The sequence below is a fragment of the Haemophilus sp. SZY H35 genome, assembly GCF_018829705.1.
Taxonomy (GTDB): Bacteria; Pseudomonadota; Gammaproteobacteria; order Enterobacterales; family Pasteurellaceae; genus Haemophilus; species Haemophilus haemolyticus_K.
The window spans coordinates 433,026-445,929 of sequence record NZ_JAHKJZ010000001.1; the positions used below are offsets into that span (position 1 = coordinate 433,026).

Below are 12,904 nucleotides of genomic sequence, written 5' to 3' on the forward strand. Positions count from 1 at the left end.
CCTTATAATCGATAAAATTGTTGAGTGTTCAAAAGCATTTGCTCTTGAACATAATCTAACGGCAAAGATTTTAATTCAGCTACTTTCTTTACTACGGCAAATAATTGCTCAGAAATTACCGCACTTTCAAATCCTTCGTGTGGCCAGGGACTATCCGTTTCAATCATCAAACGGTTTAACGACAAATGTTGAGCAACATATTGCGTTTTATAATTCCATAAAATATCAGGTGTTAGACTCGCAAAATATGGTGTAGATAAAAATTTCTGAAAAGATTTTTCATCTGTCTTAAACCAATGAAAATGAACTCGTTGGATATTATGTTTCTGCAATAATTCAAGGGCAATATCTACATCATTATGCACAATATGTAAATTTAACGGAAAACCCCATTTTTTCGCTATCAGAATAAATCGTTCTAGTAATTCAATGTAAGGTGCGTAATCCACATTTGAATTTTCACGTTTAGAATAATGTGGCAACCCCACCTCGCCAATCGCAGAAATCGATGAATGATGTTCATCAATCCATTGAAATAATTCATCTTGCTCTTCTAAATTCAGCAAGGACTGTTCAGGATGAAAACCTGCAGCAATATAAAGTTTCTCGGGATAAGCCTGTTTTAAATTCAATAGCTTTTTAGCACTTTTTAGATTCGTACTTACTGCAAGCATACCTGTAATCTTTGAATCACCAAGTGTTTTCTGAATATTATCATCAGAGAGTTGATCCAAATGAAGATGACTGTCAAATAGCATAGTATTTTCTAATGAAAAACCGCACAAAAGTGCGGTCAATTTTAAATTTATTTTATACCCCTTTCCAGGTTCTAATTGGGCCAGTATCCACATGAATAAAATTACTTGTCGGATAATATCCTACCCCACCATTACTCAGATTTTCTGCAGCAGCTTTTACTTTAGCCAAAGGCACACCTGCAATACGAAAATCAATGGCCTTACCTTTAATATGATAACTATTACTTGCTACTCCGCTACTTTGACGATGACGCATTGCATTAGTTGCAGCAGAACGATACCCACAAATTACTTCAATTTCAGCATTACGTAACCCTAAATTATTTTGAATGTTATAAAACTTGTGGAACAGATTTGGATCCATTTTACAAACTTGGTTTGTTCGTTTATCGCGCATAAAATGGTCTAATTTTTTTAATGTGGCACTTGCGAAACCTTTTTGAGCAGAAAACTCTCCACTTAATCGCTCTCCCGTATTAATGTTACGGAAAGTCAAAATACGAGGCTTAGGTGTTGAAACCATTGCAAATACAGAATTTGGTACAACTGATGCACCTAAAACAATGCCACCGAGCGACAGCCACTTACGTTTCTGTTTATCAACCTTGTTCATCCTCTCTCCTTTCTATTTTTTGATGGATTATTAGAGATATTTTTTGACGACATTCCAGTTAATTCCACTGAAATTCATCAATCCATCATATTTATAAATATCTGGCAATACTTGAATTTTTCCTTCATCAACCCAGGATGTAACATAGTATATAAACACAGGGTTTTCCGAACGAATTGGGGCAGAAACCGTTTTTTTACTCTCTAAAACATTCTTTTTACGTTCATCAGACCACCCTGCTTCTTTCAATAAAATACTAGCAAGTTGATCGGATTTTTCCACACGTACGCAACCAGAACTTAATGCGCGATCTTTACGGCTAAACAGCCCATGATTTGGCGTGTCATGCAAATAAATGGCATCTGAGCTTGGCATATTAAATTTATAATTACCCAGTGCACTATCGCCAGCGGCTTGTCGAACTCGATAAGGGAATTTATTACCAATAGATGCCCAATTTATCGAATAAGGATCAATCACATTTCCAGCACTATCCAAAATAGAATAATTATGAGCTGCAATATAACTTGGATCCGCTTTCATTTTTGGTAATAAATCTTCATTAATTAAACGAGTAGGCGCATTCCAAGGTGGATTAACAACAACACTACTTAATTTACTATACATCACAGGTGTACGGCGTTCATCCTTACCAACAATAACACGAGATTCCAAAGTTAAATTACCATCGCGATAATACTGCAATTTATAACTTGGAATATTCACGAAAATACCATTATGAAAATCAGGAATCACCCGTAAACGTTGCGCATTAATAGCAAGCTTTTTACCTACTTCTGACAGTCCTGATGCAGATACCATTGATGATAAGGCTTTAACAGTTTGATGATATAAGTGATTATCGCCCGATAAACTTTGTACAAAACCTAAAAGTTGACCATTTTCTACCGCACTTAACCAACGTTGAATATGCTCATCTGCAGGTTGTTGAACTTGATAAGTGCTAGATGAATACAACCAACGTTGAGCTTGCACGCCTACATTTTGAGTATAATACAAATAATCTAGCAATATATCGCTCAATAAAACATCATAAGCTAATCCACCTTGTTGTTCGATCAACTCAAAGGATTCTAAGGATTTTGCTGAACGTTTAGAAATACCGCTAGCCACCATCGCGGCATACCCCTGTAACAATTGGCGAGCCGCTGCATTATCTTTCCATAATGGTGCATATTTACGTTCTGCATATAAACGAGCTAACAAAGGCTTAAACTGTAAAGCATGCTCACCTATTTCATGGGTTAGCGACATTTCTAAAATTGCTTGCTTTTCCTGTGCTAAGCGGGCTTGATCTAATTTAATTTCCTCTTCAAGCTTTTGTTTTTCTTCTGGAGATAAATGCGAAACATCAACGCCATGAAGTTGCGCCGATTGTCCATTTTTTACAAAATCTGCTAAAGCGCATCCTGAAGTCATCATTGACAATGACAACGCAAATACTGAGAGCTTTGCAGTGCTTTTAAACATAGCCATTCCTTAAACATTCCCTAAAACAACCGCACTTTATTTAAGTTCTAAAACAAAGTGCGGTTAAAATAATTTTATTTTTTCTCTTCTACTGTTTCTGTTAGTTTCTGAGTTTCTTTGCTAACATCTTGCTCAGTTGAATTCAACATAACAAAATCCGCAGCCATTTTTTCTGCTTCTTTTAAGAAGAAATCTGGCGCTTCATAATCTTTCGGTAAATCATCAATATCATTTAATGCTTTTTTACCTTCGCGTTTAAAACGCTCATTAATATCTTTTAAACGTCTTGCATCATCTTTGTCATTTTCAGCTTTACGCGTTTGATAATTCAATGATAAGAATTTTCGATCACGGCGCTCATTACGAATTTTTAAATCTTCATTCAATGCAATAAATTCAGGATCTTTAGCAATACGCTCAAGATGCTTTTTATTTAATACATCAACATCTTTGCGAGCATTGCCAACTTCAGTATAAGTTGCAGATGGAATTTTATCCCATGGCAATGCATTATCTTCCTTATCTTCACCGTACTCTTTCGCATCGATAATTTCAGGGAAATTAATATCTGCAGCAACTCCTTTTAACTGAGTTGAACCACCATTAATACGATAGAACTTTTGAATCGTATACTGTAATAAACCTAATGGTGTTTGATCTAAATCATAGGTAAAATTTAATGAGCGACTTTGCTGAACCGTACCTTTACCAAAAGTATTCTGACCAATGATAATACCACGATTGTAATCTTGCATTGCGGCAGCAAAAATCTCAGATGCTGATGCACTATAACGATTAATCATCACCAATAAAGGCCCTTTATATTGCTGTGCTGAATCATCATCTTCATGTACCCGAATACGCTGATAAGCATCCCTTACCTGAACTACAGGCCCATCTGTAATAAACAGACCACTTAATGCAACGGCCTCTGTTAATGCGCCACCACCGTTCTCACGCAAATCAACAATTAAAGCATCCGCCTTTTGATTTTCTATATTAGTGAGTAATTTTTTTACATCACTTGTTAAACCGATATAAAAACCAGGAATTTTAATCACTGCAATATTTTTACCATCAATTTTATTCATGGTTAATTTTGCAGCTTGATCTTCAATACGAACTTTATCACGTACTAAAGTAATAATGCGGGATTTTCCACCTTTAGACGGTTCAATTTCCAACCGCACTTTTGTGCCTTTTTTACCCTTAATTTTCTCAACAATATCTTCTAAACGCCAGCCAACGATATCTTCAATCTCGCCTGTTGCTTGCCCCACACCAATAATTTTATCTCCAGGATGTAATTTTTTGCTTTTTTCAGCTGGTGCGCCAGGAACAAGCGACTTGATGCTTGTTTCATCATCTTCTGATTGTAACGTTGCCCCAATCCCCTCAAGAGAAAGATTCATGCTTTCATTAAAACTTTTCGCGGTTCTTGGTGCAAGATAGCTTGTATGTGGATCAATTTCGCGAGCAAATGCATTTAAATAAGTTTGAAGAATATCATCTGCCTTAGTTTGAGTTAAACGGCGAATGGCCAAATTATAACGTTTGGTGAGTTTTGACTTAATTTCTGACCATTTTTTATCTTTTAATTTAAGATTGATAATGTCATTTTTTACTCGTTCTTCCCAAAGTTTGTTGGCTTCCTCTTCGTTTTTCGGAAATGCCGCTTTTTCACGATCAATTTCAATTTGATCCTGGCCATTCAAATTAGGCTCTTTATCTAATAAAAACAACGCATAAGCATAGCGTTCATAACGACGCTTCATCATTACATCATAAATATCAAAAGCAGCAGAAAGATCACCTTGATTTAACTGGTCATCCAACTTAGCACCATATTTTTGACGAAGTTCATCTACATCAGATTGCAAAAAGGTGTTATGGCTAAAATCAATATTTTTAATATAACGATCAAAAATCTTCTCAGAAAAATCATCATCTAATGAGATCTTTCGATAATGCGATTGGGTTAATCGAGTCGTTGCACGCTTAGTCGCCAACTGATTCTCTTCGCTTGCTGTTGGAATAGTAATATCGCTCAGTTTTAATTTAGGCTGCACAGCAAAAGCAGGCACAGAGCCGATTAACAATGCCGATAACAATGCGCTAGTAATCACATTTTTTGAAATATTAGATCTCATAACCTTTCCCGAGTAGAATTAAATCATTATGCAAATAAACGATCTGCAGCTACGCTCATAACCAAACCGTTTTCAAGCTCAACACGTGCTGAATCTTTTAGCACTTCCACTACTGTTGCTTTTTTCGCATGATCGCCAGCTTTCACTTTCACCACAGAACCAACAGAAATTTGTGAAAAATCAACCGCACTTAATGACGGCTTATTGAAATGTTTAGTATTTTTATTTGCAGGTTTACGTAGGCGTTGTTTTTGTTGTGCTTTTTTCGCTGCAGCTTCGGCTTTACGCTTTTCAGCAACACGCGCTTTAGCATCTGCAAGCTGTTGAGCTGCATGGGCTACATGCTCCGCTTCTAATACTCCGGCTGGATTACCGTGTAAATCTACGCGCACTGCGCCTTCGCGACAGCCATGTAAATAACGCCAATTTGATGTGTATTGACGAAGAGCCTGACGCAACTGAGTTTTGCTTACACGCTCATCATCTTGTAATGCTTCCGCTAAATCTTGGAACAGACCAATTTTTAATGGTTTTGCTTCGCCTTCTAAAATAAAGCAAAGAGGGAATTTTTCAGCCAAATACGCAATAATATCTTTTGTATTGGTTAATTTTTGTGAATTTACTTGCGCATCAGTGGTCTGAACGCCAGATTGAGAATCAGTCATGTTAATTATCCTAGGGTAAATATAAACCGACCTAGTTTATCGCACTTTTTACAAAATTTACAATGAATCAAAACATTGTGAATAAATTTTGCACAAAAATAGTCAAGAACACTTCCCATATATACTTAAACAAGGCTAAAATGCCCCGTTTTTAACAACCGAATAAAAGATAATCTTTCGTGCAAGAATCAAACCTCACACAAAAATCATTTCAAATTATAAAATGCGAAGAATGTGATGCTAGCGTAGAAACACCTTTGATATTAAATAAAGATGAACAAGCTGAATGTCCACTTTGTCATCACCATTTAGCTACAGGTGGGCGTTGGTCTGTTCATCGTTGTGCTATGGTTGCTTTATCGATCCTTATTTTGATGCCATTTGCCTTGGGTTATCCCCTATTAAGTCTTCATTTGTTAGGTGTAAAAATTGACGCATCTATTTGGGAAGGTATTTGGAAAATGTCAGTGGCAGGCTATGAATACACTGCCTTTATGGTGTTTATCTGTGCCGTTGTGATGCCAATTACCTTTGCAATTTTAGTCATTATGCTCTGGATTGCAAAAATTTTGCATATTAAACCACGTAGTGTTTTGCTTTTTTTAGGTTATATAAAACCTTGGGTTATGTTTGATGTTTATTTAGTTGCGCTAGGCGTGACGATGTTCAAGGTGCGTGAATATGCAACACTGGAAATTAATGTTTATTTAATTCCCTTTATTTTCACCGCACTTTTGACAACCTTACTTTTTATCAAATTAAACCTTAAAGAATTGTGGAAAGAGTTTTATCCAGAAAATGAACCAGCTTATGATGCAAACAACATTGAATTATGTGATGCTTGTAACTATACATTTTCAAAAAATGGGATTCATTACGATAAAAAGAACAACCCACGATGTCCGCGCTGTTTATCGCCTGTTCATATTTCAGATAATATTAAATTACAACGCACTTGGGCAAGTCTAATTGCTGGAATTATTATGCTCTTCCCAGCAAATTTATTACCCATATCAGGCATTTATTTAACAGGAGCACTCTCTGAAGATACATTAATATCTGGTGTTATTTCTTTTGTTAACATGGGCAGTTATTTTGTTGCTTTCGTGGTATTCTTTGCGAGTATTTTTGTCCCAATCAGTAAAGCGGCAATTTTACTTTATTTACTAAGTTGTGTTCATTTTAAATGGCGACACTCTATAAAATGGCAAATACGTTTATTGCATATCGTGCATTTCGTTGGACGCTGGTCGATGCTAGATTTATTTGTATTAGCCTTAATGATGTCGCTTGTAACTCGCGGTGAGATTATTAACTTTACCGTTGGTCCTGGCGCATTTTACTTCGGCGCTGCCGTATTTTGCAGCATGATTTCAACCTCACAATTTGATAGTCGATTAATTTGGAAAATTTATGACAGAGAAAAATAGTTCTTCAATGAAAGATCAACATACAGAAATGACAGCGGCGGTACGAAAAACTCGTCGTATTTCTCCATTTTGGTTACTTCCCTTTATTGCATTATGTATTGGGGCAATTTTATTCTTCCAAATTGTTAAAGAACGTGGCACAAGCATCACGATTACCTTTACCAATGGTTCTGGTATCGTTGCAGATAAAACACAAGTTCGCTACCAAGGTTTGCAAATTGGTGTGGTGAAAAAAGTAAATTTCACAGATAACATGCAAAAAGTGGAAGTTATTGCCAATATCAATCCTGAAGCGTCAAGTATTTTGCGTGAAAATACAAAATTCTGGCTTGTTCAACCAAATGTTTCACTTGCAGGAATTTCAGGTTTAGATTCTCTCGTATCAGGCAATTACATCACTCTTCAACCGGGTGATGGCGATCGCGAAGATGAATTTATTGCGGAAGAACAAGGCCCCATTGCCCAAGTTTCGCCTGGAGATTTATTGATTCACTTAATTTCTGATGACTTAGGCTCAATTTCCATCGGTGCATCCGTCTATTTTAAAAAACTACCTGTAGGAAAAATTTACGATTACCGCATTAATAAAGACAATAAAGTACAAATAGATGTGGTGATTGATAAAGCCTATGCACAATTTGTGAAAAAAGATTCACGTTTTTGGAACATAAGCGGCATTAACGCCAACATTAGCCCATCAGGCTTAAATCTAAATGTAGAAAGTTTAAATGCGGTTGTACAAGGTGCCGTTTCTTTTGACTCTCCAGCTGACAGTCCAAAAGCAGATGAAAATAGTCATTTCACGCTGTATACCAATTTAAAAGCCGCAAAACGTGGCATTGAAGTCAACGTAAATATCCCTGCATCTGCTGGTCTCATTGCAGGACAGACCGAAGTTTATTCTCAAGATAATCCTATCGGGATTCTTTCTAAAATAAGTGCGGTTGAAAATAACGATGAAATTTTAGAAGGCAGTTTATTGATAGATCCAAATCAAGCCTCTTTATTTAAAGCGAATAGCAAAATCGTACTTCGCAATAAAAAAACGGATCTTAGTAATTTAGCAGATCCAAAAAAATTCTTTCGTGGCGAATATTTTGATGTTATTGCTGGAGATGGTGAAACTAAGCATCAATTTGATGTCATTAAAGAAAATGAGTTATTACTCAATGCACCTAATACATTAGTTTTAACACTCACCGCACCAGAAAATTATGGTGTAAGTGAAGGTCAAAATGTGTTTTATAACAACATGCCAATCGGACAAATTGTTTCACAAAAAGTGGATATAAATGGCGTACAATTTAAGGCAGCAATTTCATCTGAATATCGCAATTTAATTCACGAAAACACACAATTTGTCGCAGCAACTAACTTTGATATCAGCCTTGGATTAGACGGATTGCGTTTTGAGTCCGCTACACCAGAAAAATGGTTACAAGGTGGCGTACGAGTATTAACGAAACAAGGTCAGGGAAAAGCTAAAGATAGCTATCCGCTTTATCAAAATATCAGCAATGCTGAACATGGCATCATTGGAAATATTCTTACGCCAACAATAACCTTACACACCCAAACGTTACCAAGCATTGATAAAGGCTCTCTCGTACTATATCGTCAATTTGAGGTGGGAAAAATTTTAAATATTAAACCTAAAACTAATAGCTTTGATGTAGAGGTTTATATTTATCCCGCCTATCAACATTTGTTGACAGATAAAAGCCGATTTTGGGTAGAAAGTGCGGCAAAAATTGATATCACACCTAAAGGAATTAGCATTCAAGCGACACCACTTGCTCGTTCATTAAAAGGTGCGATTAGCTTTGATAATAGTGGTTCGGGCAATAATCGAACACTTTACGCGAATGAAAGTTATGCAAAATCCATCGGGCTTGCCATCACCTTAACAGCAGATGATGCAACCAATCTGAGTAAAGGGATGAGTCTGCGCTATTTGGGTTTAGATGTGGGGCAAATTGACAGTATTCAGCTTGATGCAAAATCTAAACGCATCACTGCAAAAGCGTTAATAAACCCAAATTATATGAATATGATTGCAAAAGAAGGTTCTAACTTTACGATTATCTCACCACAAATTTCAGCAGGTGGAATTGATAACCTTGATAGCTTATTACAACCTTATATCGATATTGAAATTGGGAATGGTAAACCAAAAACACAATTCAATTTAGCTCAAACAGCTCCACAACGTAATAAATTTAGTAATGGTACGCCATTTATTTTAGAAACACGTGATGCAATGAATTTAAGTGAAGGTTCACCAATTCTTTATCGAGGCGTAGAAGTGGGTACCGTGAAAAAATTTGAGCTTAACAGCCTTGGTGATCGCGTCTTAGTGCATATTGCAATCATACCGAAATATAGTCATCTTGTTCGACAAAATACAGAGTTTTGGATTGCATCAGGTTATGACTTCACCTTAGGCTGGAAAGGTGCGGCATTTAACACAGGAAGTGTTCAACAGTTGCTAAAAGGTGGTATTTCTTTCTCCACACCAGCAGAAAAAGAAATTCAACCACAGGCGCAGCCAAACAAACGTTTCTTACTTCAGATAAAACGCCCTGAAGAAGTGCAAACTTGGGGAAGCGGTGCATTACCACAATAAATAAAAAATGGATTAAACGGTAAAAGGTTTAATCCATTTTTTATTATCGATTTAAATAGTCCAATAAGTTTTTCCACTGTAATTGCATATCTTTTATACCCAACTCATACATTGCCTGCAATTTATTGGGATCTTTTTCAATGCGCTTAATCTTCAAATCAACAGAAGGTCGAATAACAAAAATATCGCCTTCTTCTGCTAACTTAATCACATTTTCAACTTGTTGATTATACATGGCATAACGCTGATTTACGGCATCTGCAAAATGTGGATAACGTCGATAAAACCATTTGGCAATCCAAGTCATTGGCTTAGATTTTCTATAATCTAAAGTGCGGGTAAGAATGACAATGATTTTATCGTATCCTAACTTCTGCATTTGTTCGACAGGAATAGAATCCGCAATAGCGCCATCCAAATAAGGAATCCCGTCTATCTCAACAGGACGAGAAACATAAGGCATGGCGGAGGTAGCACGCAACACCTCCATTTGGGCCAAAGGATCTATTAATTTGACATATTCTGCTTGCGCAGTTTGTAAGTTAGTTACAGCTACATAAAAATCGATATCTGATTCTTTAAACGTTTTATTATCAAACACATCATATTTGAAAGGTACTTCATAAAAAGCAAAATCTTTATTCACGATATTGCCTGTGCTCACCAAACTTTTAAAACTGATATAACGCTTATCTGATATAAATTTCTTGTTATAACGAATTGCACGCCCTTTTTGCCGAGAAGGATAATTAACACCAAACAATGCACCTGCGGAAACAGAAATGATACCATTAACCCAAAAATCTTTATCTAAGAAGGTATCTAGTACACCCGCGGTGTACATGCCTCGCATCGCCCCACCTTCTAATACCAAGCCAATTTTCATTGATTTTTTAACTTCTTCCATTTGAAAACAACACATAAAAATATTGCGTGCCATTTCTGAACACGCAATTATTTGAACAATCTGGATTAATCCCGTTTCCGACTCAGCAACCACCAAATCATCACAACAAATAGCAAACTTGGCATTAGCGCACCGAAAACAGCAGGCATGTTATAAACAACGCTCATTTGCCCGAAAATTTCATTTACAACATAGAACAAAAAGCCAAAACAGATGCCCGTTACAATTCTAGCGCCCGCTGTCACACTGCGTAGAGATCCAAAAATAAAAGATAATGCCAATAACATCATCACACCAACAGATACAGGTTGAAAAATTTTCCGCCAGAATGTGAGTTCAAAGCGACTCACATCCTGACCTGTTTCACGTAAAAATGAAATGTAATTATACAAACCTGAAATAGACAGTGATGTAGGGCGTAAAGAAACCGCACCTAATTTATCTGGCGTTAAATTTGTTTCCCATTTTTCCGATAAGCGATTACTTGTCTTGATTTCATCTTTGCTAATCATAGAATGGTTCACTTGACGTAAAGTCCATTTACTTTCATCTTCCGAATAACTTGCTTGGTTAGCATGCTTCAACTCCGTCAAATTACGATGCTGATCAAAAGTATAAATATAAATATCGTTTAATTTTGCGTCATCAGTAACACGTCGAACAAACACAAAATTATTACCATCTTTTGCCCAAACCCCATTTTTCATGGAAAGCATTGAACCACCAGAAAGTGCTCGAGCACGCATATCACGTGCGAACTGTTCTGTTTGTGGAATCCCCCACTCACCAATCACCATGGTTAACAACACTAATGGTAATGCGGTTTTCATCACTGCCATACCAATTTTAAAACGAGAAAATCCAGCAGCTTGCATCACAACGAGTTCGCTTCGACTTGCAAGGTTGCCCAAAGCCATTAGCGCACCAAGCAATGCCGCCATAGGAAAGAAAGTTTCAATATCTTTTGGAATGGTTAACCCAGTAAAAGCCACCGCTTGCCAAATATCATAAGTACCTTTACCCACGCTACGAAATTGTTCCACAAATTTGATAATGGCAGAGAGCCCAACCAATGTAAGCAAAGTGGCAAAAATTGAGCCAAGAATACTTTTTCCAATATAACGATCGAGGGTATTCATCATTTTGCTTATCCTTTTCTACTGAATAAATGGCGGAATTTATACATGGCAGCGCTATCCCAACCGTTTAACACGATACCAAGCAACAAAAAGCCAATATTAACAAGAGGCATAAAAATAGCCACATCTAATTTTCCTGCTGCCCCCGCAGATTTAAAGGAGCTTTGTAATAAAAAATAAATTAAATAGAGTAAAAGTGCGGGTAAAATTTTGGCAAATCTACCTTGTCGAGGATTGACACGACTTAATGGCACAGCAATTAACGCCATTAGAGGAACAGCTAGGATTAATGTAATACGCCAATGCAATTCGGATTTCGCAGAAGGAGAATCTAAACCGATAAGTTGCGATAACGTTAATTCCGCTACTTCATCATTCGTATTTTCTGTTTCCTGATGACCTAAATAGGCTTGATATTCATCAAAATGCGTAATGCGGAAATCAGGCAAAACAGACGTGCCTTCAACTCGTTGCGTATTTTGTAAATTCAGAATTTGATCGCCATTTGGCAACGCTTTTAATTCGCCTTTTTCAGCAGTCACAACTGATGGTTTCGTTTGTCCTTTTGGAGCAGTTTGGAACAAATACACGTCATTAATTTGATTTCCCTTGATACTATCAATAAATAAAACAAAATTGTTGTTATTCGTTGCTATAAACTGACCAGAAGCAAGCGCCCCCATTGTTGGATTCGCTTTTGCATCTTCCACAATTGCAGCTTGTTTTTGAATTGACCAAGGCGAAAGCCATAAGACGTTATAAGCAGCAAGTCCCGCAGTAACCAATGAAAGCATTAACGCCACACGCACTAAAACACGTTGCCCGACACCACAAGCACGCATCACCGTTATTTCACTTTCAGCGTAAAGACGACCAAAAGTGAGTAAAATCGCAATAAACAAACATAATGGCAACATTAATTGTGCCATAGCAGGCATACCTAGCCCAAGCAAGGAAAATACCAAATCAGCTGGTACTTTACCATTAGCCGCAGATCCCAGTACGCGCACTAACTGCTGAGAGAAAAATATCAGCAATAAAATGAATAAAATAGCGACTTGGCTCTTAAATACTTCTTTCGTTAAATATCGAATTAAAATCATCTTATATCGTTTGTTTTTCTAA

The 12,904-nt window shown here is 36.8% G+C and carries 10 protein-coding genes; 2 read left to right on the plus strand and 8 right to left on the minus strand.

The window, feature by feature from the left end; all coding sequences use genetic code 11:
* Nucleotides 1-2: 2 nt before the first annotated feature.
* The 5 genes from KP710_RS02030 to proQ form a co-directional block, all read right to left on the minus strand.
* On the minus strand, nt 3-758 hold the full coding sequence (locus tag KP710_RS02030; protein ID WP_215770876.1) for a TatD family hydrolase: 756 nt from the start codon (nt 756-758) through the stop codon (nt 3-5).
* 52 nt (nt 759-810) lie between these two features.
* Nucleotides 811-1,371 (minus strand): peptidoglycan L,D-endopeptidase MepK, encoded by a 561-nt coding sequence (gene mepK / locus KP710_RS02035; protein ID WP_215770877.1) that lies wholly within the window; start codon nt 1,369-1,371, stop codon nt 811-813.
* Nucleotides 1,372-1,401: 30 nt separating this feature from the next.
* Nucleotides 1,402-2,862: a L,D-transpeptidase family protein gene (locus KP710_RS02040; RefSeq protein WP_502793463.1), complete on the minus strand. Its 1,461-nt coding sequence runs from the start codon at nt 2,860-2,862 to the stop codon at nt 1,402-1,404.
* Nucleotides 2,863-2,936: 74 nt separating this feature from the next.
* On the minus strand, nt 2,937-5,012 hold the full coding sequence (gene prc, locus KP710_RS02045; RefSeq protein ID WP_140524618.1) for a carboxy terminal-processing peptidase: 2,076 nt from the start codon (nt 5,010-5,012) through the stop codon (nt 2,937-2,939).
* A gap of 26 nt (nt 5,013-5,038) precedes the next feature.
* On the minus strand, nt 5,039-5,677 hold the full coding sequence (gene proQ, locus KP710_RS02050; protein WP_181153989.1) for an RNA chaperone ProQ: 639 nt from the start codon (nt 5,675-5,677) through the stop codon (nt 5,039-5,041).
* Nucleotides 5,678-5,856: 179 nt separating this feature from the next.
* Here proQ and KP710_RS02055 point away from each other — a divergent pair, with 179 nt between their 5' ends.
* Both KP710_RS02055 and KP710_RS02060 read left to right on the plus strand, forming a co-directional pair.
* A complete protein-coding gene (locus KP710_RS02055) occupies nt 5,857-7,107 on the plus strand; it encodes a PqiA/YebS family transporter subunit (RefSeq protein WP_140524620.1) in 1,251 nt (416 codons plus the stop codon).
* Nucleotides 7,091-9,733 carry a PqiB family protein gene (locus KP710_RS02060; RefSeq protein ID WP_215770879.1) on the plus strand — a complete coding sequence of 881 codons (2,643 nt, stop codon included), beginning with the start codon at nt 7,091-7,093 and terminating at the stop codon, nt 9,731-9,733. Before KP710_RS02055 ends, KP710_RS02060 begins: the two co-directional genes overlap by 17 nt.
* Nucleotides 9,734-9,776: 43 nt before the next feature.
* On the opposite strand, the gene KP710_RS02065 is transcribed toward KP710_RS02060, so the two are convergent.
* The 3 genes from KP710_RS02065 to lptF form a co-directional block, all read right to left on the minus strand.
* Nucleotides 9,777-10,619, minus strand: coding sequence for a patatin-like phospholipase family protein (locus tag KP710_RS02065; RefSeq protein ID WP_215770581.1), 843 nt, complete (start codon nt 10,617-10,619; stop codon nt 9,777-9,779).
* An 86-nt stretch (nt 10,620-10,705) separates the two neighbouring features.
* Nucleotides 10,706-11,782: an LPS export ABC transporter permease LptG gene (lptG, locus tag KP710_RS02070; RefSeq protein WP_048954042.1), complete on the minus strand. Its 1,077-nt coding sequence runs from the start codon at nt 11,780-11,782 to the stop codon at nt 10,706-10,708.
* Nucleotides 11,783-11,787: 5 nt separating this feature from the next.
* Nucleotides 11,788-12,882, minus strand: a complete 1,095-nt coding sequence (gene lptF, locus KP710_RS02075) for an LPS export ABC transporter permease LptF (RefSeq protein ID WP_111407268.1) — start codon at nt 12,880-12,882, stop codon at nt 11,788-11,790.
* Between the last annotated feature and the right edge of the window lie 22 nt (nt 12,883-12,904).

Bases quoted from the DNA above. Each gene is read 5' to 3' on its own strand.
- prc (WP_140524618.1), bottom strand. From the start codon at position 5,012: ATGAGATCTAATATTTCAAAAAATGTGATTACTAGCGCATTGTTATCG.
- KP710_RS02040 (WP_502793463.1), bottom strand. From the start codon at position 2,862: ATGTTTAAAAGCACTGCAAAGCTCTCAGTATTTGCGTTGTCATTGTCA.
- mepK (WP_215770877.1), bottom strand. From the start codon at position 1,371: ATGAACAAGGTTGATAAACAGAAACGTAAGTGGCTGTCGCTCGGTGGC.
- proQ (WP_181153989.1), bottom strand. From the start codon at position 5,677: ATGACTGATTCTCAATCTGGCGTTCAGACCACTGATGCGCAAGTAAAT.
- KP710_RS02060 (WP_215770879.1), top strand. From the start codon at position 7,091: ATGACAGAGAAAAATAGTTCTTCAATGAAAGATCAACATACAGAAATG.
- KP710_RS02065 (WP_215770581.1), bottom strand. From the start codon at position 10,619: ATGAAAATTGGCTTGGTATTAGAAGGTGGGGCGATGCGAGGCATGTAC.
- lptF (WP_111407268.1), bottom strand. From the start codon at position 12,882: ATGATTTTAATTCGATATTTAACGAAAGAAGTATTTAAGAGCCAAGTC.
- lptG (WP_048954042.1), bottom strand. From the start codon at position 11,782: ATGATGAATACCCTCGATCGTTATATTGGAAAAAGTATTCTTGGCTCA.
- KP710_RS02030 (WP_215770876.1), bottom strand. From the start codon at position 758: ATGCTATTTGACAGTCATCTTCATTTGGATCAACTCTCTGATGATAAT.